Annotated in this window: 21 protein-coding genes and 1 pseudogene; 11 read left to right on the top strand and 11 right to left on the bottom strand. The window is 70.5% G+C overall.

Features of this window, described 5'->3' with window-relative positions:
• The first annotated feature begins 190 nt into the window (after window positions 1-190).
• The gene (locus EDD30_RS23915) at window positions 191-1,759 is read left to right on the top strand and encodes an acyl-CoA carboxylase subunit beta (RefSeq protein ID WP_394328331.1); all 1,569 of its coding nucleotides are present in this window, start codon (window positions 191-193) and stop codon (window positions 1,757-1,759) included.
• Here EDD30_RS23915 and EDD30_RS23910 read toward each other — a convergent pair.
• The 4 genes and pseudogenes from EDD30_RS23910 to EDD30_RS23895 form a co-directional block, all read right to left on the bottom strand.
• The gene (locus tag EDD30_RS23910) at window positions 1,756-2,406 is read right to left on the bottom strand and encodes a M50 family metallopeptidase (protein WP_084557961.1); all 651 of its coding nucleotides are present in this window, start codon (window positions 2,404-2,406) and stop codon (window positions 1,756-1,758) included. The two genes, EDD30_RS23915 and EDD30_RS23910, sit on opposite strands and share 4 nt — an antisense overlap.
• Window positions 2,407-2,476: 70 nt before the next feature.
• Window positions 2,477-3,202 (bottom strand): M50 family metallopeptidase, encoded by a 726-nt coding sequence (locus EDD30_RS23905; RefSeq protein ID WP_071810042.1) that lies wholly within the window; start codon window positions 3,200-3,202, stop codon window positions 2,477-2,479.
• Between the two features lie 267 nt (window positions 3,203-3,469).
• Window positions 3,470-3,682: a hypothetical protein gene (locus EDD30_RS23900; protein WP_071810041.1), complete on the bottom strand. Its 213-nt coding sequence runs from the start codon at window positions 3,680-3,682 to the stop codon at window positions 3,470-3,472.
• Between the two features lie 2,707 nt (window positions 3,683-6,389).
• Window positions 6,390-7,451: pseudogene (locus EDD30_RS23895) on the bottom strand (serine/threonine-protein kinase); the annotation flags it as partial.
• Between the two features lie 101 nt (window positions 7,452-7,552).
• Here EDD30_RS23895 and EDD30_RS23890 point away from each other — a divergent pair.
• From EDD30_RS23890 to EDD30_RS40870, 7 genes are all read left to right on the top strand, one after another.
• On the top strand, window positions 7,553-7,750 hold the full coding sequence (locus EDD30_RS23890; protein ID WP_071810204.1) for an acyl-CoA carboxylase subunit epsilon: 198 nt from the start codon (window positions 7,553-7,555) through the stop codon (window positions 7,748-7,750).
• 133 nt (window positions 7,751-7,883) lie between these two features.
• Entirely contained in the window at window positions 7,884-8,282 is a 399-nt protein-coding gene (locus tag EDD30_RS23885) for a hypothetical protein (protein WP_071810203.1), read from the top strand.
• The gene (locus EDD30_RS38410) at window positions 8,282-9,679 is read left to right on the top strand and encodes a hypothetical protein (protein ID WP_143163077.1); all 1,398 of its coding nucleotides are present in this window, start codon (window positions 8,282-8,284) and stop codon (window positions 9,677-9,679) included. The genes EDD30_RS23885 and EDD30_RS38410 overlap by 1 nt, the downstream gene beginning before the upstream one ends.
• Window positions 9,676-10,794: a S8 family serine peptidase gene (locus EDD30_RS23875; RefSeq protein ID WP_071810201.1), complete on the top strand. Its 1,119-nt coding sequence runs from the start codon at window positions 9,676-9,678 to the stop codon at window positions 10,792-10,794. Before EDD30_RS38410 ends, EDD30_RS23875 begins: the two co-directional genes overlap by 4 nt.
• A 31-nt stretch (window positions 10,795-10,825) precedes the next feature.
• Window positions 10,826-11,464 (top strand): Maf family protein, encoded by a 639-nt coding sequence (locus EDD30_RS23870; RefSeq protein ID WP_071810200.1) that lies wholly within the window; start codon window positions 10,826-10,828, stop codon window positions 11,462-11,464.
• Window positions 11,465-11,561: 97 nt separating this feature from the next.
• Complete coding sequence (locus EDD30_RS23865; RefSeq protein ID WP_071810199.1) at window positions 11,562-13,316, top strand: acetyl/propionyl/methylcrotonyl-CoA carboxylase subunit alpha; 1,755 nt, start codon at window positions 11,562-11,564, stop codon at window positions 13,314-13,316.
• Window positions 13,317-14,273: 957 nt separating this feature from the next.
• Window positions 14,274-15,098, top strand: coding sequence for a DedA family protein (locus EDD30_RS40870; RefSeq protein WP_244945381.1), 825 nt, complete (start codon window positions 14,274-14,276; stop codon window positions 15,096-15,098).
• Window positions 15,099-15,298: 200 nt separating this feature from the next.
• On the opposite strand, the gene EDD30_RS23850 is transcribed toward EDD30_RS40870, so the two are convergent.
• The gene (locus tag EDD30_RS23850; RefSeq protein ID WP_071810206.1) at window positions 15,299-16,699 is read right to left on the bottom strand and encodes an NAD(P)H-quinone dehydrogenase; all 1,401 of its coding nucleotides are present in this window, start codon (window positions 16,697-16,699) and stop codon (window positions 15,299-15,301) included.
• A 105-nt stretch (window positions 16,700-16,804) separates the two neighbouring features.
• Between EDD30_RS23850 and EDD30_RS23845 the strand changes: the two genes are divergently transcribed.
• The gene (locus tag EDD30_RS23845; RefSeq protein WP_071810198.1) at window positions 16,805-17,266 is read left to right on the top strand and encodes a gamma-glutamylcyclotransferase; all 462 of its coding nucleotides are present in this window, start codon (window positions 16,805-16,807) and stop codon (window positions 17,264-17,266) included.
• Here EDD30_RS23845 and EDD30_RS23840 read toward each other — a convergent pair.
• The 4 genes from EDD30_RS23840 to EDD30_RS23825 are packed head-to-tail and all read right to left on the bottom strand — an operon-like array spanning window position 17,263 to window position 20,570.
• Window positions 17,263-18,195: a GNAT family N-acetyltransferase gene (locus EDD30_RS23840; RefSeq protein ID WP_244945380.1), complete on the bottom strand. Its 933-nt coding sequence runs from the start codon at window positions 18,193-18,195 to the stop codon at window positions 17,263-17,265. The two genes, EDD30_RS23845 and EDD30_RS23840, sit on opposite strands and share 4 nt — an antisense overlap.
• Window positions 18,196-18,209: 14 nt before the next feature.
• On the bottom strand, window positions 18,210-18,947 hold the full coding sequence (locus EDD30_RS23835) for an SCO6745 family protein (RefSeq protein ID WP_071810196.1): 738 nt from the start codon (window positions 18,945-18,947) through the stop codon (window positions 18,210-18,212).
• A gap of 44 nt (window positions 18,948-18,991) precedes the next feature.
• The gene (locus EDD30_RS23830; RefSeq protein WP_071810195.1) at window positions 18,992-19,936 is read right to left on the bottom strand and encodes a hypothetical protein; all 945 of its coding nucleotides are present in this window, start codon (window positions 19,934-19,936) and stop codon (window positions 18,992-18,994) included.
• A 1-nt stretch (window position 19,937) separates the two neighbouring features.
• Window positions 19,938-20,570, bottom strand: a complete 633-nt coding sequence (locus EDD30_RS23825) for an MBL fold metallo-hydrolase (protein WP_071810194.1) — start codon at window positions 20,568-20,570, stop codon at window positions 19,938-19,940.
• A 111-nt stretch (window positions 20,571-20,681) separates the two neighbouring features.
• Here EDD30_RS23825 and EDD30_RS23820 point away from each other — a divergent pair, with 111 nt between their 5' ends.
• Complete coding sequence (locus EDD30_RS23820) at window positions 20,682-21,668, top strand: DUF4349 domain-containing protein (RefSeq protein ID WP_071810193.1); 987 nt, start codon at window positions 20,682-20,684, stop codon at window positions 21,666-21,668.
• Between the two features lie 2 nt (window positions 21,669-21,670).
• On the opposite strand, the gene EDD30_RS23815 is transcribed toward EDD30_RS23820, so the two are convergent.
• Together EDD30_RS23815 and EDD30_RS23810 are read right to left on the bottom strand one after the other, a co-directional pair.
• Window positions 21,671-22,930, bottom strand: a complete 1,260-nt coding sequence (locus EDD30_RS23815) for an amidohydrolase (RefSeq protein ID WP_071810192.1) — start codon at window positions 22,928-22,930, stop codon at window positions 21,671-21,673.
• A 222-nt stretch (window positions 22,931-23,152) separates the two neighbouring features.
• Window positions 23,153-24,724, bottom strand: coding sequence for an acyl-CoA mutase large subunit family protein (locus tag EDD30_RS23810; protein ID WP_071810191.1), 1,572 nt, complete (start codon window positions 24,722-24,724; stop codon window positions 23,153-23,155).
• Window positions 24,725-24,933: 209 nt separating this feature from the next.
• Between EDD30_RS23810 and EDD30_RS23805 the strand changes: the two genes are divergently transcribed.
• Window positions 24,934-26,868: a serine/threonine-protein kinase gene (locus EDD30_RS23805; RefSeq protein ID WP_071810190.1), complete on the top strand. Its 1,935-nt coding sequence runs from the start codon at window positions 24,934-24,936 to the stop codon at window positions 26,866-26,868.
• Window positions 26,869-26,904 lie beyond the last annotated feature (36 nt).

The raw sequence follows: 26,904 nt of genomic DNA, 5'->3' as shown, positions 1-26,904 counted from the left end.
GACCCCGGCTCGACGCCGCCCGGGCCCGGCGCTTCGACGCGCTGGATACGATCTCCCACGGCACGGGCGCAGACCGCGCACGAGGCAAGCGAGCGCGGCAGACCACGGCCGCGGAGAAGGCGTGCCCGGCGGCGAGCACCGTCCGGGCGCGGGCGAGTGGAGGCACGGGACAGTGACGACCCAGCAGGACGTGGAGCAGTCCGATATCCACACCACGGCCGGCAAGCTCGCCGACCTGGAGCGGCGGACGGACGAGGCGGTGCACGCCGGTTCGGCGCGAGCCGTCGAGAAGCAGCACGCCCGCGGCAAGAAGACCGCCCGTGAGCGCATCGAGATGCTGCTCGACGAGGGTTCTTTCGTGGAGCTGGACGGGCTGGCCCGGCACCGGTCGACGAACTTCGGCCTGGAGAAGAACCGGCCCTACGGCGACGGCGTCGTCACCGGTCACGGCACCATCGACGGCCGCCAGGTCTGCGTCTTCTCCCAGGACTTCACCGTCTTCGGCGGCTCTCTCGGCGAGGTCTTCGGCGAGAAGATCGTCAAGGTGCTCGACCTGGCCATGAAGATCGGCTGCCCGATCATCGGCATCAACGACTCCGGCGGCGCGCGCATCCAGGAGGGCGTGGTCGCGCTCGGGCTCTACGCCGACATCTTCTTCCGCAACGTACGGGCCAGCGGCGTCATCCCCCAGATCTCGCTGATCATGGGTCCGTGCGCGGGTGGCGCGGTGTACTCCCCCGCGATCACCGACTTCACCGTCATGGTCGACCAGACGTCGCACATGTTCATCACCGGCCCCGACGTGATCAAGACGGTCACCGGCGAAGAGGTCGGCATGGAGGAGCTGGGCGGGGCGCGCACCCACAACAGCCGCAGCGGCAACGCCCACTACCTGGCCAGCGACGAGGACGACGCGATCGACTACGTGCGCGCGCTGCTGTCCTACCTGCCCAGCAACAACCTGGACGAGCCGAGCGTCTTCGAGCTGCCCGCCGACCTCACCCCCGGCGAGACCGACCTGGCGCTGGACACGCTGATCCCCGACTCGGCGAACCAGCCCTACGACATCCACCACGTGATCGAGGCCGTGGTCGAGGATTTCCTCGAGATCCAGCCCCTCTACGCGCAGAACATCGTCGTCGGCTTCGGGCGGGTCGAGGGCCGCCCGGTCGGCGTGGTCGCCAACCAGCCAATGCACTTCGCCGGGACGCTCGACATCGCCGCGTCGGAGAAGGCCGCGCGCTTCGTGCGTACCTGCGATGCCTTCAACATCCCGGTGGTCACGTTCGTCGACGTGCCCGGCTTCCTGCCGGGCACCGGCCAGGAGTGGGACGGCATCATCCGGCGGGGGGCCAAGCTCATCTACGCGTACGCCGAAGCGACCGTCCCCAAGGTCACGGTCATCACCCGCAAGGCCTACGGCGGCGCGTACGACGTCATGGGCTCGAAGCACCTCGGCGCGGACATGAACTTCGCCTGGCCGACCGCCCAGATCGCGGTGATGGGCGCGCAGGGCGCGGTGAACATCCTCTACCGCGGCGAGCTGGCCGCCGCCGAGGACCCCACCGCGCTGCGCGCCGAGCTGATCGAGGAGTACGAGGACACGCTGGCCAACCCGTACGTCGCGGCGGAGCGGGGCTATGTGGACGCGGTCATCGCCCCGTCCGAGACACGCATTCAGGTGACCCGCGCCCTGCGTACGCTGCGCACCAAGCGGGAGACGCTGCCGCCGAAGAAGCACGGCAACATCCCGCTCTAGTGACGTAGGAGCAGGGCGCCGCCGTAGACCAGAGCGCCCAGGGAGAGCAGCCAGAACACGAAGAGCCAGACCACGTCGCCGATGAGGGTGTGCTTCTGCAGCAGACCCGCATCGGTCGACGGGTCGGTGTGCATCGCCCAGAAAAGCTCCGGCACCTGCCGGGCGCCGCCCATGAGCAGGAACCAGACCCACACGTACGCGAAAACGAGCTGCACCGTCGACGTCGAGCGCATGGCGACCACCCACAGGATGGCGCCGACGGCGAGGATGACGAAGACGCCGAACAGGTTCCGCACCATGATCAGTACGCCGGCCAGGAAGGCCAGGCTGAGGAAGAGTACCGATCGCGGATCGAAGTCGTGGATGAGCAGTTGCACGCCGGCGAAGCCGAAGATCGAGGGCCCGAGGTAGCCGGCCACGAGGGACACGAACTTCGAGACCCAGTTCTCGCTCCCGGGCAGCATCTCGCCGGCGCCGCCACGGAAGATCTTGACGTGCTTGACGGCCGAGCCGAACAGCCAGCCGAACACCGCGTGCCCGCCCTCGTGGGCGATCGTGATGGCGTTGGTCGTGTAGCGCCACAGCGGCACGGCACCGACGAACGCCACCACCGCGGTGCTCCAGGCCATGACAGGCTCAGCAGCCATACGGCCGAAGCTATCGTCGGCGATACGTGCCCCACATCACCTATTGCGTAGACAAAGAGTGACCGTTCGGCTACCCGGCGAGCCACTGCCCCGCGAGCATGAAACCACCGATGACCAGGGCCGCGACGTCGACGGCGAGGAAAACTGCGACCCAGAACAGCGCCGGAATGTGGGTGAGGCCGGCGAGCTGGTCGGCGTCCGACTCCGGCATCCGGCCGCGGCTGCGCAACTTCTGCAACTCGAACACCGGCGGCACCCCGCCGATCAGCAGGAACCACACACCGACGTACGCGAAGGCCGCTTGCACCTGCGGCGACGTGTACCAGGAAACGGCGAAGACGATCGCACCGGTGACCACCACGGAGACCGCGCCGAAGACATTCCTGATGTTGATCAGCATGAGCAACAGCAGCGCGACGGCGAGCCAGAGCAGCAGCGTGATGCGGTTCCCACCGAGCAACCAGGCACCGCCCAGCCCGATCAGCGACGGCGCGACGTACCCGGCGAGCAGCGTGAAGATCATGCCGGGCCCGGTGGGCCGCCCCGCGGACAGCGTCAGGCCGGACGTGTCGAACTCCAGGCGAATGCCGCGCAGCTTCCGCCCGGTCAACAGGGCGACGAGCGCATGGCCGCCCTCATGCGCGATGGTGACGGCGTTGCGCGCCACCCGCCACAGCGGGCGGAACGCGACCACCAGGAGCGCGGTTGCCGCCGTGACCAGCACGAGGAATCCAGGCGGGTCGGGCTGGGCGCTGAACAGCGTCTCCCAGATATCAGTCACCGAGTCGATCGACACAGCCCGGGAGCGTAGCGGATCACCGCCCCTCCGGCCGATCCCGACCGCAGCGAAACCGCCCCGCCGTTCTCGGCGGCGTTGTCGAAACCCGCTGGAGCCGCACGTCCCGGCCCCGCAGACCCCGGCCGCAGCTCCCCACGCGCTCTGCCGCTGCGCACCCGCGGATTCAGGCGCGGCGCGCGGTTCAAGCGCGGCGCGGTCGCCTTGTCCTTCTCCGGGCTCCCCGGGAGGTGGCGGCGCGCGGGGTTCAGACGCGGCCCGCACGGTTCAGACGCGGCGGCGTAGGGGTGAGGGTGCCTGCGCTGTTGGGCGGCGTTGCAGTTGGCGGGCGCCGGCGACGGCGCCTGCCACGATCATCGCTCCGGCGGCGACCAGGAGCACGGTCATGACACCCGCGGCCACCACGAGGATGGCGATGTCGGCGAGCGCGACGAGCATCCACAACGCGAGCGTGGGCTTGCTGCCGTGTCGGCGGAACATCGTGCACCTCCTGATTCGGTGCCCGATGAGTACCCATTCATCGATCACCTCATGCACGAGGTCACGGCATCGGCGTGAACCAGTCGTAGATGACCTGCAGATCCTTCATCGAAGCGTCCCAGTCCTCGGGCGAGACATACCAGTTGATGCTGTACGCCTTATCGGAGCCCACCAGGAAGTTCCGCCGCACGACGCGCTGCCGGTATCCGGTGGTCGTCGTGTAGTAGAACTCCCAGTCGACAGCCTTCTGGAAGTACTTGACCGAATCCATCCTGAGCCGCTGGTAGTCGCGGTACTTGCCCCCCGAGCGACTTCTCTCCTGGTCGAGCCAGTCGGCCTTGGGATCCGGCTTCGGCTGGTCCGTCTGCGCGATGAGCAGCAGCCGGTTCTCGAGCTGGATGTAGATTTCGTCCGGGCTGGAGGCGTTCACCGAGGCATTCGGCGGCAGCGGCACGGAGAAGCCGGTCCCGGGGCCACCATAGATCCGCCAGCCTGAGGGCACCGCGACCCGCGGCGGCGACTGGGAAGCAGCGCTCGACGGCGTCGGCCCGGAGGACGGCGTCGGCGCGACGGCCGCCGCGGAGGCCTTCGGCTTGCCGGCAGTCGTCACCGGCCCCGCCCCGGCCCGCTGACCCTGCTCACCATCCCCGCCGTTCACTAAGGCCAGCGGAACAACAAAGGCCAGCAGCAACAGTACGGCGGCCAGCACGCCGATCCCGACCACGGTCTGCCGCCGCGTCAGCGTGACACCCAGGACGGTCAACCCGCGCCGCCCGGCCGACGGCGCCCGCAGGTTCATCGGCTGCCACGCCGGCCGACTCGCGGGCGCCCCGGACGTCGGCGCGAGCGACTCGCTCTGGGTGGACCCGATGACCCGGGTCTGCGAATCCGAGTCGGACATCGCCAGAGACGCGAGCTCAGACACGTCACTCTTGGGCCGCGCGCCCTCGGACTTGCCGCCCTCGGCATCCTTCGTCGCGGCGCCGGAACCGCCCTTCTTGCCTACGGCCGCGACGGCCTCAGCCGATGGCGCTTCGACCTCAGGCTCGGGCGTGACATCCGCGGGCGTTTCGTCCGCATCCGCCGTCGTGCCTTGCTCCGTCGGGCCCTCGGCTGCCTCGTCCTGCGCCATCGGGTCCTGGGCGGTCGCGTCCTGCGCTGCCGGATCCTGGGCCGTCGCGTCCTGCGCCGCCGGATCCTGGGCCGTCGCGTCCAGCTCCGCCGGATCCTGGGCCGTCGCGTCCAGCTCCGCCGGATCCTGGGCCGTCGCGTCCAGCGCCGTCGAATCCTCGGCTGTCGCGTCCTGGGCTGCGGCGTCCTGGGCTGCGGCGTCCTGCGCCGTCGAGTCCTGCGCTGCGGCGAGTTCCGCCTTCGCGTCCTGCGATGTCGCAGGCTGGGCGTTCTCGGCCTGCGCGGAGGTCGATGCTGTTGCCGCCTTCGCCTGGTTCGTGCGGTCGGCGGCAGGCTTGGTGTCAGCCGCCTGCCGGCTGCGGCCCTTCTTTCGGGCGGCTTTGCTTGTGGAGGCCGCTCCTGCCCGGGCGCCTACCGCAGGCTTGGCCGGCGACGGCTCCGGCTTGGCCTCTTCCGTCGAGGACTCGGCGGCCAGGTCGCCAGCCTTGGAGTCCGCGGTCTTGGACTCGGCACCAGGGGTGGCTTTGATTGGCGGCGTCTCCGGCTCGCCACCCTCCTTGGGCGCTCCACTCTCGGGCGCGTCGCCGCCCTTGAGCGCGTCGCCGCCCTTGAGCGCGTCGCCGCCCTTGAGCGCGTCAACCTCGTCCTGTGGCTGCGAGGGCTTATCGCTTGCAGCCTTGTCCGCCGGGGCCTTGGCAGTCGCGGCATTGTCGTCCCCGGCGCCGTCCGTCCCATTGGTGGACTTCGTCGGGCGGGGGCCGAATGGCTCGCGGGAGGATTTCGGTTCCGCTGCGGTGCCGGGCGCGGCCGACGATTCGCCGGCGGTCGATGCCGGTGCATCGGACGTGGCGGTTTCGACCTCGGCGGACGCCGACGGTCCCGGGGCGGCCGGGGTGTCGGCCGGACTCCGCTTCTCGGAACTGGCCGGGGCGTCGGCCGGGTTCGCCTTCTGGGAACCGGCCGTGGCCTCCGAGGGGCTCGGCGTCTCCGGGCGGGACGAGACTGATGCCTCGTCGCGGCTCGGGGTCGAGGGGCGGCTCAAGGTCGAGGCGCTGTTGGGGGTCGAGGCGCTGCTCGAGGTCGAGGTGGTGGTTGCGGTTGAGGGTGGGGGCGGGGGTGCCGGGGTGGGTGTCGACTGTGGGTGCCGGCCTGCTTGGCGCTGGAGGGCTTCGGCGACCTCTTCGGCCGTGAAGGAGCCCAAAGCGGAGCCCGCGCCGCGCATCGTCGCGGTAGGGGTGGTGGGTGGTTCCGCTCCTGATTCCTGCCCTGGGGGCGGCGGCTTCGCTGTGCCCGTACTTGAGAAAACCGCCGACGGGTCCACCCTGGTGGCGTCCAATTCGGGCTTTCGGGGCGCGTCCGCGGGACGCGGCGCGCGGCCGACCGTGGCCTTGCCCGGAGTGAAGATCGTCGGGCGACCCTGGTCCGGCGGCGGGGTCGCGGGCGCGCGGCCCGGCGTGACCGGCGGACGGCCCGGCGGCGTCGCACCCGACGGCCCGGAGGTGACCGGGGGCGCGACGCGACCGTGGGTGACCGGCGGGGTGGCCCGGCCCATCCCGGCGCGCCCCGACACGTTCGGCGGAGTGGCCCGGCCGGGAGGGACCGGCGGCGGCGCGGCCCCCCGGCTCGGAGACACCGGCGCGGAACCGGTGCGGCCGGCGCCGGTCGGCGGAGGCGTCGGCGGCCGGCCGGAGGTGACCGGAGGTCGCGGGCCGGGCACGACGGGCGCGCTGCCCGTGACGCCCGGAACGATCGGTGGACGTTCGCGACCGGCGCCGGGACGCCGCATCGTCGCGCTCATCGGGAAGCTCAGCCGCGACCGGCGCCCGGTCGCGCGCAGCAGCAGACGCTCGGTCTCGTCGGCATTGATGCGGTGCGCGGGATCCTTGCGCAGCAGACCGTTGAGGACCGGCTTGAGCGGACCGGCGTTGCGGGCCGGCGGCGGATTCTCGGTCGCGAGGGCGGCCAGCGTCGCGATCGCCGAGGAACGCGCGAACGGCGACGCGCCCTCGACCGCGGCGTAGAGGGTCGCGCCGAGCGACCACAGATCGGCACCAGGACCGGCAGAGCCGTCGCGGGCACGCTCCGGAGCAATGTACGCGGGCGAGCCCAGCACCAGGCCGGTCCGCGTCACGTTCGGGTCGCCGGGCACCGTGGCGAGGCCGAAGTCGGTGAGCACGACCCGGCCGTCCTCGCCGATCAGCACATTGCCGGGCTTGACGTCGCGGTGCACGACACCGGCGTGGTGAGCGGCCCGCAGCGCGCCGAGGACGCCGAGCCCGATCTCGCCGGCGCGGACCGGGTTGAAGGGTCCGTCGCTGGCCAGAATGTCCTGGAGGGAGCGTGACGGCACGTACTCCATGACGATCCACGGATCCGCATCGGTCCGCAGCACGTCGAAGACGCGCACCACGTTGATGTTGCTGAGCCGCGCGATCGCCCGCGCCTCCCGCAACGAGCGCTCCCGCATCTCCTGCCGCTCGTCGGGAGTGAGGCCCGGAGGAGGAACAAGCTCCTTGATCGCCACTTCCCGGTGCAGGACGACATCGGTCGCCCGCCAGACACGACCCATCCCGCCCTGACCGAGCGGCGCGACGAGCCGGTAGCGGTCAGCGACAACGAGCGGGGGGGAAGTAGACATCACGCAGAAAATACCCGGTCCTGTCGAGCCGCAGCGAATCGATCAGCCGAGTGTGGGATGCGTGTCACCGCACACCGCGGGCCAGACCGTACGCTTGATCAATGAATGAGGAACCGCTGGTCAGCGTGGTCCGTGGCGCACCGACCGCAGAAGAGCTGGCCGCCCTGGTAGGGGCCTTGGTCGGAGCATCCACGGGTACGGATGCCGCAAAGTCCCGCACATCGACGAACCCGTGGCTCCGCAGCGCCCGCCCGGGAGCGGGCCGCGGCTCCTGGCGAGAGTCGAGCCTGCCCCGCTGAGGACCCTCAAGGGATAGACAGCCCTCAGTATGGTGGGAGTGTCCACAGCCCCGGCCACGGGGGGGTCGAACCCCGGGCCGGCACGGACTAGGGTCGCGGAAGATTTCGCACTCCCAGGGGAGGGCACAGGCGCATGCACGAGTTGCCGGACAGCTCCATCACGAGCTTCGCCTCGATCGAAACCGACATCCACGCGATGGAGGAGTTCGCCAGGACACTCGCGAACGAGGTGCAGGCCGGATACGACCCGAACCTGCAACGGGTCACCACGGCGATGATGACCGAGCTTCCCGCGGCCGGCCCGGCCTTCCCCGAACTGCAGAGCTTCCTCACGGTGCACAACGAGGTCCAGAACCAGACCTTCGCCAACACCTTCAACTTCCGCGACGGCACCCACATCTTCGCCACCGCGGCGCGGTCCATCAGCGCCGAATACCGGAACTCGGACGCGTACGCCCACGCCAACGTGGCCGACGTCGAGAAGGCCTTCTCCGACGCCGTACCCGCGCCCGGAGATACGGAGACGCTCTGATGCTCATCGCGGGCGGAGGCGGCGGCTACGGCGGCACCGACTGGAACTCGAAGGACGTCCGCACCATGTGGGCCGCGGTCGCGAATCAGCAGACCGACAGCCACTTCGACGTGGTCTCAGGGTGGAAGCAGACGGCCGAACTGACCCTCACCCATCTGGGCCAGGTCAAGATGTACCGAGACAATCTCGCATCCGTCTGGCCGCCGTCGAAAAGCCCCGCATCGGCGGCCTACCTGGAACGGCTCGACAACCTGATCGCCGACCTCCAAGCCACCCATGAGGCGGCATCCGCCAACTACACGACCTTCTCGACGGTCACGCTGACCCTCAGCCTGGCCCGCCACAAGCTGCAACCCCTGTTCGAGCAGTACGAGGCAAACGAGAGGGCGAACCTCTCCTGGCAGGCCAAGCAGCAGGCCGAGGCGGCCGACCCGGCCGAGCCACCGAAGATCTCATTCCCGCCGGTATCCGCCGCCCAACAAGAGCAACTGAACACCCAGGCGCGCGCCATCATGTACGACCTGAGCAGCACGGTGATCAGCGGACAGGCAGCCCTCCAGAAGCCGAAGCCGTACAACCCCGCAGAATATTCTAGGTACGTGACCGGCGGAGACGATCAAGAATATTCAAATTCAGGACTCGCCGTTCCGCCGGTCATCCCGTCACCTGAGGGCGCCAGCGGACGGTCGGCTTCCAACCCAACGAACAGCTCCATGCCAAGTTCGCCCTCGAACAGTTCACTTCCAGGAGTCACGAATCCAGGAGGAGCTGGAATCATAGGCAGTGGACCCACACTCGGAAGCATGAGCCCGACCACGGCCAACCTCCCTCAATCACCAACGCATGGAACGACAGGTGCGGGAAATCTGATCCCTCCTGCAACAGGCACTTCTGCAAGTTTCCATCCCAGCGCTATCACGGCACCAGGAGCCACCAACCCGTTATTCTCCGGCGGAATACCACCGCGCGGCGAAAGATTAACCGAGCCGGGCGGATCCAGGACAGGTGGCAGCGGGCCCGCTGGGCGTATGACAATGCCACCCGGCGGGATCATCGGTGCCGGCCCGGGCAACGGGGTCATCGGACAGATGCCCGCGAACATCCCCGGATCCCGGACATCGGTCGGAGGTCGAGTCAATCCGGTGGGTGGCGTCATAAGCCCGCAGGGGGCCAGCCCCGTCGGGGGTACGCCAGCAAGACCGGCGAGTACACCACACGCGGTCGGAGGCTTAATTCAACCGTTGACTGGAACACGAGAGCACTCCGAGAGGCCCAGCACAAAGCGGTGGGATCCGGACAACCCGTGGGCTACAGACGAAGGCGTCGATCCCGTACTGCTGCCTCCTGCCGATCCAAGCCCTATCGACCCCGGACCCGCCATCGGCTACAGAGCATGAGGCGGCAACTCCTCGCTCTACTTGGACTGGTAACGCTCGCCATCGGCAGCGGCATACCGATCGGACCGGCTCTCGCCGACGCAACCCGCGACAAGCAGTGGCACCTCGATTTCTTGAAAATTGGCGATGTTCATCAGATAGCAGCAGGAAGTGGCGTCACGGTCGGTGTAATCGACTCCGGAGTAAGCAACCACGCCGATCTCACAGGAAGCATCCTCAGCGGTACCGACTTCATAAACAAGGGACGAGATGGGCGCAGTGACAAAACCGGGCACGGCACTGGCATGGCCGGCCTGATTGCAGCACATGGGAGGTCCGGCAAAGGCGCGCTGGGAATTGCACCCGAAGCAAAGATTCTTCCCGTTCGGATCTTCGAGAACAAGCCGAGAAATGCCGAAATCGGGCCGGCGATCAACTACGCTGTTCAGCACGGCGCGAAGGTCATTAATCTGTCCGTAGGCGGGGGCCTCGACCTGAAGACGATTGAAGCTGTCAAAGCAGCAGCCGAAGCCGACGTTGTCATCGTCGCGTCAGCTGGCAACAGACCACAAGATGCCGGTGTAACCGCGCCGGCGGTTTTGGGGAGTATCGTCGCCGTCGGCGCAGTCGATCGTTCAGGTAAAAAGGCGGACGTCTCCGTTACCGGACCTGCTCTGGACTTGATGGCCCCGGGCGAAGACATTGTGAGCACCAGCAACCAAGGCGGGTATCGCACGGGCACTGGAACATCGGCTTCCGCGGCGATCGTGTCCGGCGCTGCGGCGCTACTTCGAAGCAAGTACCCGAAAATGACCGCCGAGGAGGTCGTGCAGCGACTGCAGGACACCGCTACCGACAAAGGTGCTCCTGGTGTTGATGATGAATACGGACACGGCGTCGTCGATATCGTGGCCGCTCTGAGAGGTGAGGGTGGTTCCGCCTCTGGGACGCAGACCAGTTCTGCGCCCGCCGCCCCTTCCGGGCCCGCCGCGCCGACGCCCGGAGCCGCACCCGGCGACGCACCCACCGGTGACAGCACTCCCCTGGCCGCTGGAGGCGTCCTCGCGGTGCTTGTTGCCGGGCTTGTGGCCGTCCTGTGGGTTCGGCGGCGGCGGTCCTCCGGTGGGGCGCGCTGAGCGGGCCTCCGAAGCTTGTAGCGTGGGTCTTGTGCGGACTGACGACGGCCTCCGGCTGGTTCTTGCCTCTGCCAGCCCTGCCCGGCTGGCCCTGCTCCGGGCCGCTGGCTTCGACCCATCTGTTCAGGTCAGCGGCGTAGACGAGTCCGTCGTCGAGGCGGCCGATGCCTACGATCTCTGCCTTGCGCTGGCGCGGATGAAGGCGCGGGCCGTGGCTTCCACGCTTCCTCCTGACCCCGACGTTCTCGTGCTCGGCTGCGACTCCGTACTGGCCTTCGACGGCCAGATTCTCGGTAAGCCTGCCAACGCCGCGGAGGCTGTTCGGCGGTGGACGGCCATGCGGGGGCGGTCCGGGGTGCTGCACACCGGGCATCATCTGACCGATCTCACCAGCGGCAAGCAGGCGGAGGACGTGGGTGCCACGGTCGTGCACTTCGCCGATGTCAGTGATTCCGAGATCGAAGCGTACGTCGCCAGCCGCGAGCCGCTGCATGTCGCCGGGGCGTTCACCATCGACGGACTTGGTGGTTCCTTCGTCGAGCGGATCGAGGGCGATCACGGCAACGTCATCGGGTTGTCTCTGCCACTTCTTCGCCGGCTTCTTCTGACCTTCGGCGTCGGCGTTCCGGCCCTGTGGAAAAAGGCCGAGGGGCAGGAACAGGGACGATAGGCAGCGAGCCGCACGGACAAGGCCGACATTCGGCACAGGGCACGGCTCTGTCCACAGGTCCGAGCGCGCCGGTGACATCGGACGATAGGCTCAGCCCGTGCGCAAGGTATTGATCGCTAATCGCGGCGAGATCGCCGTCCGTGTCATTCGGGCCTGCAAAGACGCGGGCCTGACCAGTGTCGCCGTCTATGCGGACAGTGACCGGGACGCGCTTCCCGCGCGGCTCGCCGACGAGGCTTGGGCCCTCGACGGCGAGACAGCGGCCGAGACCTATCTGCGCATCGACAAGATCCTCGATGTCGCCGCACGCAGCGGAGCTGACGCGGTGCACCCCGGCTACGGCTTCCTCAGTGAGAACGCCGAGTTCGCTCAGGCCGTACTCGATGCGGGCCTGACCTGGATCGGTCCGACGCCGGCGGCGATCCGCGACCTGGGCGACAAGGTCACCGCGCGGCACATCGCGCAGCGGGCCGGCGCGCCGCTCGTGCCCGGCACGGCCGAGCCGGTCTCCGGGGCGGACGAGATCGTCGCGTTCGCTCGCGAGCACGGCCTTCCCGTCGCCATCAAGGCCGCCTTCGGTGGCGGCGGGCGCGGTCTCAAGGTCGCGCGCACGCTCGAGGAGATTCCTTCGCTGTTCGAGTCGGCCACTCGCGAGGCGGTGGCGGCCTTCGGCCGCGGCGAGTGCTTCGTCGAGCGCTACCTCGACCGGCCGCGTCACGTCGAGGCGCAGGTGCTGGCCGACACGCACGGCAACGTGGTCGTCGTCGGCACGCGCGACTGTTCCCTCCAGCGACGGCACCAGAAGTTGGTCGAGGAGGCGCCGGCTCCCTTCCTCACGTCCGAGCAGCGGGAGCGCATCCACTCCAGCGCCAAGGCGATTTGCCGTGAGGCCGGCTACCACGGCGCCGGCACGGTGGAATATCTCGTCGGGCAGGACGGCACGATCTCGTTCCTCGAGGTCAACACGCGACTCCAGGTGGAGCACCCGGTCAGCGAGGAGACCGCCGGCATCGACCTCGTCCGCGAGCAGTTCCGCATCGCCGATGGTGAGCCGCTGGCGCTGTCCGAGGATCCGGAGCCGCGCGGTCACTCGATCGAGTTCCGGATCAACGGCGAGGATGCCGGCCGCAACTTCCTGCCCGCTCCGGGGACGGTCACCGGCCTGACCTGGCCGTCCGGACCGGGCATCCGGGTCGACGCGGGCGTCGAGGCGGGCAGCGTCATCGGCGGCAACTTCGACTCGATGCTGGCGAAGATCATCGTGACCGGGGCGACCCGGGCCGAGGCACTGCAGCGGGCCCGCCGGGCGCTCGACGAGACGGTCATCGAGGGGATCGCGACCGTCCTTCCGTTCCACCGCCTGGTCGTGCGCGACGAGGCGTTCACCGACGAGCCCTTCTCCGTGCACACGCGCTGGATCGAAACCGAATGGACCGGTGGCGTCCCGGCCTTCACGCCGACCGCCGGTCCGGCGCCGGACGCGCCGGAGCGCGAGACCGTCGTGGTCGAGGTCGGCGGCAAGCGCCTGGAGGTGCGTCTCCCGGCCAATCTCATGACGGGTACGGGCACAGCCCCCGCAGCCCGCCCCACCTCCCGCCGCGCGAGCGCCCGAGCGGCGTCCGCGGCCCCGGGCGGCGCCGCCGCGCTGACCGCACCGATGCAGGGCACCATCGTCAAGGTCGCCGCCGCCAACGGTGACACCGTGGCCGAGGGCGATGTCATCGTGGTCGTCGAGGCGATGAAGATGGAGCAGCCCCTCCAGGCGCACCGCGCGGGCACGGTCAACGGCCTGACCGCCGAGGTCGGCTCCACGGTCACCGCGGGCACGACGATCTGCACGATCGACGACTGAGCCTGGGCGGCAGCCGGGCGATTCACATACCGCGGGCAGCCGCCGGAGGCACGAGGCGCGCCCCGGCGGCGAAGGTCGGGCACGCGGGACACAGCGGCGGAAGGAGCCGTGACCCACGCGCCACGCTGAGCCGGCAACACGAGACACACCCGGCAGCCAGGTCGGGGCGCGGGACACACCGGCAAAGGAAGCCGTGACCCGCGCGCCACGCTGACGGCGAAAGCCGCGGGCGACGGGGACTCACCGATCGGCAACGCCGCGAGCCACCGGGACCCGGCAACAACAAACACCGCGAGCCACAGTGAACCCGCCAACGGCAAGCGCCGCGTGCCAGGGATGTGACGGCGCGGCGTCGGCCGTGGTTCACGTAGATATGACCGCGGCCTTGGCCGTGCGGCCACTGGACATGCCGGCCGGCCTGAGGCGTGGTGATCACCGGAGATACCGGCGGCGAGGTGTTGGTAATGCCGCGACATGCGGCGGCAGGAGTCGGGCCGCCGGTACGGGACCTACCGACGGCCCGAGCGCCTCGCAGCCGGCTGTGGTGGCCGGGCCCTGGGCGCCATTTGTCCGCAACGTCGAGAACGGGAGACTCGGCGTTTCGGACTCCTAACAAAGTACGCTCGTGCGCGCCCCATCAGAAGCGGATGTCCCGCTGTTCACAACTACCCCGTCGGACACTCCGGCCCCTGCGGATGGCGGACACACCCATCAGCATCTCGGGGGGCCACCCCTCCTGAACGGTGCCGGGTATGGCGCTCATTGCCATTCGGTGTCCGGGATGCGGGGTCGGCGGAAAGCCCCCGCGTCGCGTACTACGCGTGCACCGTGGAGGACGTACCGTGTCGGGCATCACCGTTAGCCGGGCCTGATCAGGGCGCATGCTGAGCTCAGCCCATTCTCAGGTGCGCCCACGGACAATGCCGGGGACCCTGGAGCCGTGAGGTGGCCAAGCCGATGACCGACCTGTTGACCATTCTGGCAACGCCGGCGTGGGCCTATCTCGCTCTCTTCGGCTTCCTCGTCGTCGATGCGCTGGTTCCGGTGGTGCCGATTCAGGCCATCATGATCACCTCTGGCGCCCTCACGGTCTACGGCAACCTGAACCTGGCCCTGGTCATCGCCGTCGGCGCGCTGGGCATGTTCACCGGTGATTCCATTGCTTTCGTTCTCGGCCGCACGGCCGGGCATGCCGCCGATCACCGGGGCGGGGGCCGACTCGCCGCCCTCCGCGCCAGGTTCGCGCCGGGCACCGATGGCGCCGAGGACGCCGGGGACCCGCACCGCGGGGGAGCAGCCGGCAGCTACGACGCCACTAGCACGGTCGATGAGGCGAGAGGCTCACACGACCGTGTCACCCATTCGGGGAAAAGTGGGTCCAGGACCCGCCGGGCCGCCCAGCGTTTCACTCGTGGCCTGCGCAAGCCCGGCCCGCTCGTGCTGCTGCTCTGCCGCTTCGTTCCCGGCGGCCGGATGGCGGCCGGTTACCACGCCGGGCGAACCGGCTACCCGATCAAGCTCTTCGTGCTCTACGACGGCGGCGCGGCGCTGGCCTGGGCGACGTACGGGGGGCTGGTCGGCCATGTCGGCGGCACCGCGGTGACCCAGTCGGCGTGGCGGCTCTTCGCCATCGCCGCCACGGCCGCGGTCATCTTCGGCACGGCGGGCTGGATCCTGGCGCTCTTCGGCGGGCGCAAGAGCGAGGACGACCTGCCCGAGGACGCCGCTGGGGAGGACGAACCGGTGCCGAACGCGCCGATCCAGCCCGTTCACCCCGCCTAGGCCGCGCCGCGAGAAGAGAACCGGAGACGAGCCGGATAGGCCGCCACCGACGGAAAGCCGCACGCCACCACCGGGGAAGGACGAGCCGGTGAACCCGGCCCCGCCGGCAGCCGGCAGACGAGAGACGAAAGCCGGCGGCCGGGAGACGGAAGACCGCAGCCGGGCGACGAGAGACGGCAGCCGGGCGACGGGAAGGACGCCTACTCGCGCTCGTGCAGCATCAACTGGCGGGCGGCCTCGGCGATCGACCCGGACAACGACGGATAGATCGTGATCGTATGGGCGAGCTGGTCCACCGTGAGATTGTTCTCGATCGCCATCGTGATCGGCAGGATCAGCTCGCTCGCCTTCGGTGCCACCACGACGCCGCCGACGATCTGGCCGGTTGCCGGGCGGCAGAAGAGCTTGACGAAGCCGTCGCGCAGACCTGCCATCTTGGCGCGGGCGTTGCCGGTGAGCGGCAGCATCACCTGGCGGGCCGGGACCTTGCCGGCGTCCACGTCGTCCTGCGAGACCCCGACGGTCGCCAGTTCCGGGTCGGTGAAGACGTTGGCGGACACGGTACGCAGCCGCAGCGGCGCGACGGCCTCGCCCATGGCGTGCCAGATCGCGATGCGGCCCTGCATGGCGGCGACGCTGGCCAGGGGCAGGACGCCGGTGCAGTCGCCGGCCGCGTAGATGCCGGGCACGTTGGTGCGGGAGACCCGGTCGACCGTGACATAGCCGCCCTGGGCCACGTCCACGCCGTACTCGCGCAGGCCCAGGTCGGCGGTGTTCGGCACGGCGCCGACGGCCATCAGGGCGTGGGAGCCGGCGACGACCCGGCCGTCGGCGAGGGTGACCTCGACGCCGTCGCCCGTGTTGACCACCGAGTCGGCGCGGGACTGGTTGAGGATGGTCATGCCGCGCTCGCGGAAGACCCTCTCGATGGCCATGGCGGCGTCGGCGTCCTCGTGCGGCATGACCCGCTCGCGGCTGGAGACCAGCGTCACCTCGACGCCCATCGCCAGGTAGGCGCTGGCGAACTCGGCGCCGGTCACGCCGGAGCCGATCACCACGAGGTGGGAGGGCAGCTCGGTGAGGTCGTACACCTGCCGCCAGTCGAGGATGCGTTCGCCGTCGGGGACGGCCGTCCGCAGGACGCGCGGGGTCGCGCCGGTGGCCAGCAGCACCGTGGCGGCGTCGACGGTGTACGGGGAACCGCCGTGTGGGGTGATCACCACCTGGTGGGTGTGGCCCAGGGTGTCCTCGCCCAGCCGCGCCCGCCCCTGCACCACGTCGACCCCGGCCTTGACGAGCTTGGTCTGGATGTCCCCGGACTGGGCGAGCGCGAGCTTCTTCACCCGTTCGTTGACCGCCACGGCGTCGACGGTCACCCCCTCGAGGCCCGCGGAGCGGACGCCGAAGCTTTCGTTGTGGCGGTAACCGGTCACGACCTCCGAGCTGGCGATGAACGTCTTGGAGGGGACACAGTCCGAGAGCACGCACGCTCCGCCGGCGCCGTCGGCCTCGACGAGGGTCACGTCCGCGTCGAGCTGCGCGGCGACCAGTGCCGCCTCGTACCCGCCGGGCCCACCGCCGATGATCACGATCCGACTCACGCGCTCTACCTCCATTGTTACGTTTCGTCACTTACGTGACTGAGTTGTGCCGACACGCACGCCTCGTATTCTCCCCCAACGCGGTGCCGGGCTATCGTCATCGCCGTGGGTCATTACGCCGCGTACGGTTCCAACCTTGATCCTGCCCGGATGCGGGCCTATTGTCCGCACTCGCCGATGGTGGGTGTCGGGTGGGTCGAGGGCTGGCGTCTGACCTTCGCCGGGGAGGGCGACCTGGGCTGGGAGGGGGCGGTCACCACGATCGTCGAGTCCCCCGGCGACCGGGTCTTCGTCGCCCTCTACGACGTGCACCCCTGGGACGCGGCTCAGCTCGACGAGGTCGAGGGCGTGACCGCGGGGGCGTACCAGAAGCTCACCGTGCGCGTCTCGACCCTGGAGGGCGACCTGAGCGCCTGGGTCTACGTCTTCGACGGCTACGAGGGCGGCATGCCCACGGCGTGGTATCTCTCGGAGATCGCGAACGCCGCCGAGAAGGCCGGCGCCCCCGACGACTACGTCAACGAGCTGCGCCAGCGTCCCACCCGCACCTCGTCACCCGAGCTCTAGATCTGGCGCTGGTAGATGTTCGCCTCGTACATCGGGTGCATGCCGACGGCGCGGTAGAGACGCGCGGCCCGCGTCGGGTTCGCCAGATCGACACCCAGGCCGGCCCGGGTGAGTCCTTGCGCGGCGTAGGCCGCGAACGCCCGGCGCAGCAGGGCCTCACCCACACCCCTTCTCCGGTACGCCCGGAGCACCGCGAGATTCTTCACCCACCCCGACCCCTCCTCGGCCGCGGAGTCGGACGACTGGAGCACTCCGGCCCATTCGCCGTCCGCGAAGGCGACGAACCAGTCGCTGCGGTCGTCCCCGGCCACTGAACGCCACGCTTCGTATCCGGGGGCCGGGTGGTCACTGTCGGCGAACGCCTCGGCGATGGTGGCGTGGAACCGGCGAAGCTCGTCCGCGTGCACCGGCCGTACGGTGATCCCGGCGGGCGGTTCGGGCGCCACCGGTGACACCCCGTCGAGCGACATGGTCATGCGCGCGTGCTGCTTGAGGAACGTGAACCCGGCGTCGGTCAGCGCCTCGATCCACGGCTTCTCGTTCGGGATCGCGCCCGCGCGCACCATGTAGGCCTCGTGGCCGAACTCCGCACCGCGCTCGGCGGCGCGGGCCAGCAGCAGCGCGAGCAGCGGCCGCTGCGCCGGGACGCCGCGCTCGGGCCAGACGTACACCTCGAGGAAGTCGCGGTCACCGCGGTCGGCGTTGTTCGGATATGCCCATCCGACGACAGCGCCGTCCGCGTCGAGCGCGAGCCAGCAGTCCTTCGCCATGTCGGTGTTCGGACCGGTCAACGCCTCACGGACCTCGTCGACCGTGAAGTCGGGCTCGCCGACCGCCGCGATGTCGCTCGCGTGGGCCAGGGCCAGGAGTTCGGGGATGTCGTCGAGGGTGGGCCGGCGGGTGCGCCAGCCGGCAGGCAGGTGGGTCACCGCGCCAGCCTGCCTCATCTCCCGAGGCGATGCGACAGGGATTCGAGCAGGCCGACCAGTTCGATGCGCTCGGCGCGGTCGAGGGTGGCGTACGCCTGACCGGCCAGCGAGCCCGCGACGGACTCGGCCCACATGAGACGGCGCACGATCGGTCCGGCCGGTGGGTACGGCGGCTGCCAGCCGAACGCCACCGCGCCCGTCTCCCCCTCCGGCCCGGCGATGATCGCCTGCAGCGGGGTGAGGCCGCTGGCGCGGACGGCCACGACGTGCACGCCCAGCCAGTGCTCGTGCATGAGATGCAGCAGGACCGCGGCCTGCGCCCCCGGCGACGTGTCCGGCACCGGCATCGCGCGCCACGCGGCGAACAGCGTGAGTCCGGCGCAGTCCACTGCGGACACGACGCGCTTCGACAGGTCGAGCAGGCGGGTGAGGCGGGGAAATCCGCCGAGCTGGTCGACGCCCCAGCGGCACAGCTCGTGCAGGTGCCAGGTGGCGACCTCGACGGGCGGGGTAGTCTTCGCCGCCGCCTCCCAGCCGTCGGTGACGGCCTCGGGGGCGATGAATCCGATGGCGGCGGCGACGGTCTCCGGCCGTACGTCGCCGAGCACGCCGGCCCGGGCCGAGACGTGGTACGCCCACCCGGACAACCCCATCAGCCGGGCGCGGCGCAGCGTCTGCGGGGACTCGGCGAACGCCCCGACGAGGGACGTGAGTCCCGGCCGGGCATTGGCGGCTGCCTGTTCGGGGGTCACACGAGGAGATTCTGCTACTCCTGACCGGTTCTGGAAAACCGCCGTTAGTCCGGTTCCTCGGCATCGAGATCTTCGAGTGCCGCTTCCACGTCGCCGACCCGCCGGCGCGCGGCCGACGCGTCGCGTTCGGCAGAACGTCGCGCCAGCTTGCGGCGGGAGACCTCGGCCTGGGCGACGATGCGCTGGCGCTCGAGCTCGGCGATCTGTTCCTCCAGCTCGTCGACGGCGTGGCTCGCCGCGCGCTCGGCTTCCTCGGCGTCCTCCAGGATGCTCTTCGCCTTGCGGTCGGCCGCCCGTGCCGCGGTGAGTTCCCGTCGCAGATCCCGGCGCTTGGCCGCGCGCTCGTCCCGGGCCTTCTGCTCGGCGCGACGCCGTCGCTCCTCCAGCGCCGGGACGCGCTTCGGTTCCTCCTCTTCAGGCTCCTCGTCCGGGGTCTCCGGCGCCGGCGCCGCGGCGGGTTCGTCGTCGGCCGTGACCAGGCGCAGCCGGGGCCGGGGCACCTCGCCGAAGCCGGCGTACGTGGCGGCCTTGACCAGGCGGCCGCTGCGCACCTGCTCGGCGACGTCCGGCTCGGCCAGGGCCGCGCCGAGCGTCGCCTCGACCTCGGCCATCGGCAGCTTCGCACCGCGCAGCGCGGGATCGTCCTCGACCGCGAGCTGCTGCGCGGCCCGAACCAGGGCGGAGACCACCTGGCGGCGTTGCAGGGAGAGCTCGCGCAGGTCGTCGCCGCGCAGGCTGCGCTGGGCCTGGCGCAGCGCCGTGGCCAGCTCGACGAGGTCGTCGATGAGCTCGGGCCGGCGCAGGGCGAGCAGGTTGACGAGCCACGCCGCCACGGTGGGTTTTCGCAGGGCGGCGAGGCGCTTGGCCGCTTCCTTGTCGCCGGCCTTGCGGGCGGCGGCGACCGCGGCGGCGCGGCCCGCGACGAAGCCGTCCGGCGGCGCCTCGTACAGCCGCCGGATCAGCTCGTCGGTGCCCGGGGGTGCGGCCACGTCAGGAGATCGTGGTGCCGGGAGCGACCTGTGCGTACGTCGTGCCGCCGAGGCGTTCCAGGTGGCCGTTGGAGATCTGCGCGCCGGTCTCGGTGAGCAGGGCGTCGTGCAGGGCGTACGCCCGCCCCGGCCGCACAGCGCGGACGAAGTCGATCGCCTCGCTGAGCTTCATCCAGGGCGCGTTCAGCGGCACGAACAGGGTGCCGACCTCCTCGTCCGGGACCGTGAAGGAGTCTCCCGGCGTGTACGCCGAGTCGGTGCCGTCGCTGACGAGGTAGCCGAGGTTGGCGATGCGCGGGATGTCCTCGTGGATCACCGCGTGCCGGCCTCCGTACGCCCGGACCGTGAAACCGGCGGCCTGGAACTCGGCGCCCGGCTCCACCGTGATGACCTCGCCCTCAAACCCGCCGAGGGCGGGCAGGACGTCGGCGTGGGCGTAGACGGTGAGCTCCGGCCGGGCGCTGAGGGCCTCGGCGAGGGCCTCGACGTCCACGTGGTCGAAGTGCTCGTGGGTGACGAGGACCGCGTCCGCGCCGGCGAGGGCCGAGCGCTCGCTGAAGGCGCCGGGATCCACGACGAGCACGCCGTCGCCGGAGAACCGTAGGCAGGAATGCGTGAACTTCGTGACGTGCACGGGTCTCCTCCGCTGCCGAATCGTGACCGTCCAACCCGCAGTCTGCCGGAACCGGCGGACGTGCGCCGCACGTCCCAGGCTCCAGACCTCACGGGGACAGGAGAAATCACCATGGCGGGTTCGTCCTCTATCAGACCATCACACGCACGGCACCGGCTGACCTCCGGCCTCTGCGCCGCCGGCATCGCGGCCGCACTCGCGCTGGCCGGATGCAGCGGATACAGCAGTAGTGACTCGCAATCGGCGTCGAGCCGCGGCGGGGACATAGCCGGGCCCGCCCCCGCCGAGCAGGGCGCCGCGCCGCCACAGGCCGGTGCCGGGCCCGACCAGGCCGGCGCCGCGCCGCCGCAGGGCAAGGACACCGCCGCCCAGGCTCCGCACCTCGGCGTGGACCAGCGGTCGATCGTCTATACCGGCTCGATCACCGTACGGGTGGAGGACGTCGGCACCGCCGCGGCGCGGGTCACCGGCATCGTGACGGGCGCGGGCGGGTTCGTCGGCGGAGACAAGCGCAGCAGCTCGGGCAAGGACGAGCCGTCCGACGCCACGCTGACCCTGCGGGTGCCGGCGGCCAAGTTCGCCGCCGTGGTGGACCAGGTCGCGCAGCTCGGCGAGGAGGAACAGCGCGGCATCGACACCGAGGACGTCACCGAGCAGACGGTGGACCTCCAGGCCCGGATCGCGACCCAGCAGGCCCGGGTGGCCAGCGGCCGCAAGCTGCTGGCGCAGGCGAAGTCCTTGGAGGACCTCGTCATGCTGGAGCGCGAGGTGGCTACCCGGGAGTCCGATCTCGCGTCGCTGCAGGCGAAGCAGCGCCGGCTGGCGGATCTCACCGCACTGTCCACCATCACCGTCGTGCTGCTGGACCCCGAGTCGTCGGCGAAGTCCGACGACGAGCCTTCCGGATTCGTCGCCGGGCTGCGCAAGGGCTGGACCGGCCTGCTCGCCTCACTCGGCGTGGTGGCGACGGTGCTGGGGTGGGTGCTGCCATGGCTGCTGATCCTCGGCGTGCCGGCGTGGATCGGCGTCCACTTCGTACGGCGCCGCCGCCGGCTGCGGCCCGCGGTCGCGACGGCCGGCCCGGCCGAGACGCCGTAGCGTCAGAACGCGCCGGTCGCCAGGGCCGCCAGGGCCGTGTGCACCATGACCCGCACGCCGTAGCCGATGCAGCGCTCGTCCACGTCGAAGTTGCTCTGGTGCAGGTCGTACTTCGCCTCGGCTCCCGGCGTGCCGGTGCCCAGCCGGATCATCGCGCCGGGCACGTTCTCCAGGTAGAACGCGAAGTCCTCGCCGCCCATGCTGATCTCGGCCTCGACCACCCGGTCGGCACCGAGCGCGGCACCGGCGGCGCCCGCGATGACCGCGGCGGCCATCCGGTCGTTGATGACGGGCGGGACGCCGCGGTTGTAGGTGACCTCGGCCTCGGCGCCGGTGGCCGCGACCACGTCGTGGATCAGCTTGGTGATGAGCTCCGGTGCCTCGCGCCATGCCTCGCGGTTGAGGATGCGCACGGTGCCCAGCACCTCCCCCTCGCCCGGGATGGCGTTGAACGCCTGTCCGGCCTTCACGGCACCCCAGACCATCGACACCCCGGCGCGCGGGTCGACGCGGCGGTCCAGGAGCGCCGGCACGTCGACGATCACCCGGCCGAGGGCGTGCACGAGGTCGGCGGTGAGGTGCGGCCGGGCGGTGTGGCCACCCGGGCCGGTGAGCCGTACCCGGATGGTGTCGGCGGCCGCGGTGAACGGCCCGGAACGGACGCCGACCAGGCCGGCCGGAAGCTGCGGATAGCAGTGCAACGCGAAGATCGCGGCCACGTCCTTGAGCGCACCGGCCTCGATGACCTCGGGCGCCCCGGACGGCACGAACTCCTCGGCCGGCTGGAAGATCAGGCGCACCCGGCCGGGCAGCTCGCCGTGCTCGTTGAGCTGGGCCAGGGCCAGGCCGAGCCCGAGCAGGACCGTGGTGTGCACGTCGTGGCCGCAGGCGTGCGCCACCTTCTCGACCGTGGAGCGGTAGGGCACGTCCTTGGTGTCCTGCAGCGGCAGCGCGTCCAGGTCGGCGCGGAACGCGATCACCCGGTCGCCCTGACCGATGTCGCAGATCACCCCGTTGCCCTTGGGCAGGAGCTGGGGGCTGAGCCCGGCGACGGCGAGCTCGCGGGCGATGAGCGCGGCGGTCTCGAACTCGGCGTTCGACGGCTCGGGGTGCGCGTGGATGTGACGGCGGATGGCCACCAGCTCGGCACCCCGGGATGCCAGCCAGCGGTCGAGCTGCCCGGGCAGGGGCTCGGCCCCGGGTGGCGGGCCCGGGAAGGGTGCCGTCTCCGCGCCCTCGGGCGCCGTCAATGCACTCGTCACGTCGGTTTCTCTATCGCTCTCGAGGTTTGGGCCACTTTCGGCAACGCGCGATAGCCTAGACCCATTTCCGTGACGCTGTGCAACGCCATTCCCGTACGGGCGGGGTCGCGCAGTGTCACGAAAGCCCTGATAGGCGCGATCTCCGGACGGCATTCGTCCCACCACCTCCTACAACAACGGGTTACGAATGTAGGAGGTGACGCGGTTCAAAATCCGTCACTGTCAGAAGTGTTCCACGGGGTGGTACACCCCCCAGACGCCGCGCAGCGTGTGGCAGACCTCTCCCACCGTCGCACGGCGGCGCAAGGCCTCGCGCATCGGCGGCAGGACGTTGTCCGTACCCTCGGCGGCCTTGCGCAGGTCGGCCAGCGCCGCCTCGACGGCGGCGCCGTCCCGCTCGGCGCGCAGGGTGGCGAGCCGGGCCGCCTGGTCGGCCTCGATCTTCGGGTCGACGCGCAGCGGCTCGTACTTCTCCTCCTCGTCGGCGCCGAAGCGGTTGACGCCCACCACGACCCGCTCGCCGCCGTCGATCTCCTGGGAGATCCGGTACGCCGACGTCTCGATCTCCTGCTTCTGGAAGCCCTGCTCGATCGCGTCGACCGCGGAACCGTGCGAGAAGACCCGCTCGATGAGCGCCGTGGCGGCGGCCTCCACCTCGTCGGTCATGGCCTCGATGACGTACGAGCCGGCGAACGGGTCCACGGTGTCGACCAGCCCGGTCTCGTACGCGAGCACCTGCTGGGTCCGCAGCGCCAGCCGCGCCGACTTCTCGGTGGGCAGCGCGATCGCCTCGTCGTACGCGTTCGTGTGCAGCGACTGGGTGCCGCCGGCGACGGCGCCGAGGGCCTGCACGGCGACGCGTACCAGGTTGACCTCGGGCTGCTGCGCGGTGAGCTGGACCCCGGCGGTCTGGGTGTGGAACCGCAGCATCTGGGACTTGGGGTTCTTCGCGCCGAACTCGTCGCGCATGATCCGGGCCCACATCCGCCGGGCGGCGCGGAACTTGGCGATCTCCTCCAGCAGCGTGGTGCGGGCGACGAAGAAGAACGACAGGCGGGGCGCGAAGTCGTCCACCGCGAGACCGGCGGCGATCGCCGCGCGGACGTACTCGATGCCGTTGGCGAGGGTGAACGCGATCTCCTGCGCGGGCGACGCGCCGGCCTCGGCCATGTGGTAGCCGGAGATCGAGATCGTGTTCCACTTCGGGATCTCGGCACGGCAGTACGCGAAGGTGTCCGCCACCAGCCGCAGCGACGGCTTGGGCGGGAAGATGTAGGTCCCCCGGGCGATGTACTCCTTGAGGATGTCGTTCTGGATCGTGCCCTGCAGGGCCGACCCGGGCACCCCCTGCTCCTCGGCGACGAGCTGGTAGAGCAGGAGCAGGACCGACCCCGGCGCGTTGATCGTCATCGACGTGGACACCTTGTCCAGCGGGATGTCGCGGAAGAGCCGCCGCATGTCGTCGATCGAGTCAATGGCGACGCCGACCTTGCCGACCTCGCCGTGGGCGATCGGCTCGTCGGAGTCGTAGCCCATCTGGGTCGGCAGGTCGAACGCGACGGACAGCCCCATCGTCCCGGCCTTGAGCAACTGGTGGTAGCGGGCGTTGGACTCGGCCGCGGTGCCGAAGCCCGCGTACTGCCGCATGGTCCACGGCCGCTTGGTGTACATCGTCGGATAGACGCCGCGGGTGTACGGATACTCGCCGGGCCGGCCGAGCTTCCCGCCCAGGTCGTCGGGCAGGTCGCCGCTGTCGTAAACCGGCTTGATCTCGAACCCGGATTCTGCGTTCACCCCACGGATCCTAAAGCGTCGTTCAGCCTCCGTCGCGCGTGAGGGATTTTGTACGCACCGTCCCATAAGTTCCACTCTGCGCTACGTCACGACCACGCAGCGTCGAGATCCGGAGAACACCCGTCCATCGGCTTTTCGAAAGGGGGTGCGACCCGGCAAGATAGCGGGGTTGACCGACCGCCCCCTAAACCCCCTTCGGTGGCACCTACGTGACTCAGATCCCCACGTGGAGCAGTGGCAACACGGCTCCGATCAGCGGACGCGCGGCCCCGGGCACGCTCATCGGCGGGCGGTACACGCTGCGCGCAGCGGTCGGTCACGGCGGCATGGGCACCGTCTGGCGTGCCGCCGACACCCTGCTGCGGCGCGACGTGGCCATCAAGGAGGTCATCCTTCCGCCCGGCCTGGCGCCCAGCGACCGCGACGCGATGTACGAGCGCACCATGCGCGAGGCCCGCGCCGCCGCGGCCCTGCAGCACCCGGCCGTCGTGCAGGTCTACGACGTCGTGCACGAGAACGGCCGGCCCTGGATCGTCATGGAGCTGCTGGAGGCGCGCAGCCTCGCCGACATGGTGATCGAGGACGGCCCGGTCTCGGCCCGCGTGGTCGCGAAGATCGGCATCGCCCTGCTCGGCGCCCTCGAGGTCGCGCACGCGCACGGCGTCCTGCACCGTGACGTCAAGCCGGCCAACGTGCTGATCTGCACCGACGGCCGCTGCGTGCTCACCGACTTCGGCGTCGCCCGGATGCCCACCGACGTGCAGCTCACCACGCCCGGCATGGTGCTCGGCTCGCCGCACTTCATCTCGCCCGAGCGGGCCATGGGCAGCGACTTCGGCCCGCCCAGCGACCTGTTCTCGCTCGGCGTGACGCTCTACACCGCGATCGAGGGCCGGCCGCCGTTCGACAAGGGCGACCCGATCGAGACGATGCACGCCGTCGTCGAGGACCCGCCCACCCCGGCGGTGCGCGCCGGCTCGCTGACCCCGGTGCTGATGGGTCTGCTGGAGAAGGACCCGGCCCGCCGCTTCGATGTGCAGACCGCCCGCACCATGCTGCGCCAGCAGCTCGCCGGCCCGTTGGCCAGCAAGGCCCCGCCGCACCTGATGACGGACCCGTACTCGGTGGTCCCGTCGCAGCGCCCGCCGGCCGCCGAGACCCAGCCCATCCCGCCGCAGCCCAAGCCCAGCGGCCAGATCGGCGGCCGGGCCATGCTGGCGCCCGGCGAGTCGCTGTCGGGGCACCTGGCCAAGCTCAAGCGCAACGGCGCCGAGGCCGGCCCGCACCGGGCCGACGGCGGCCCGGACGCCGCCGACCAGCCGACGGGCGCGTATCCGGGGCCGAGGCGCAGCGACGACACCAGCGTGATCCCGCCGACGGCCGGCGGCGACACCACCAGCGTGCTGCCGCCCCGGCAGCAGTGGGACGGCGCCCGCGCGGCCCGGGAGCCGATGGCGGGCGGCACCGTCGTCATGAGCCCCGGTGCCAAGCGCAAGGCCCTCATCGACAAGACCGTCGCCGCCGCCCGCGAGACCACCGGCAAGGCGGTCACCACGGTGCGGGGCTGGCCCCGCAACACCCAGCTCGCGGCCGGCGGCGGCCTGGCGGCGGTGCTCGTGCTCGTGCTAGTCCTGACCCTCTCCTCCTCCGGGGGCGGCGACGACGCCAAGACCCCGACCGCGGGCGGCGGGCCGCAGCCCAGTGCCGCCGCGGTGGCACCTTTCCCCACGGTCTCCTACAAGGGCCGCGGTACCAGCGTGTCGGTGCCCAAGGGCTGGGAGAAGAGGAGCGCCACCAGCTACGTCGACTACGTCGACAAGGGCGCCGACCGCAGGGTCCGGCTCCTGGTCGAGTCGGGCAACGGCACGGCGCAGGGCTTCCTGAAGATCGCGGAGAACAACCTCAAGAGGAAGGGCTCGAGCTGCCCGAAGCCGTACACGCAGGTCAGCCTCACCGACCAGACCATCGCCGGCCAGCCCGGAGCGGTCCTGGAGTACACCTGCAGCGACGAACGGCACGGCCTCTGGGGCGCCGTCATGCGTGACGGCAAGGCTTACTCGTTCTACCTGACCAGCACGGAGGAACAGTTCGCCGAGAGCAGGCCGATCTTCGACGAGTTGGTGAGAACCTTCGCCCTCGGCTGAGCTCGCCTGTCAAGACCGAGGGGTAAAAGCAGGTGA

Origin of the sequence: Couchioplanes caeruleus (genome assembly GCF_003751945.1) — a bacterium.
Classification (GTDB): Bacteria; Actinomycetota; Actinomycetes; order Mycobacteriales; family Micromonosporaceae; genus Actinoplanes; species Actinoplanes caeruleus.
Note: the sequence above shows the minus strand (reverse complement) of the source record. Positions and strands in the feature narration are given on the sequence as shown.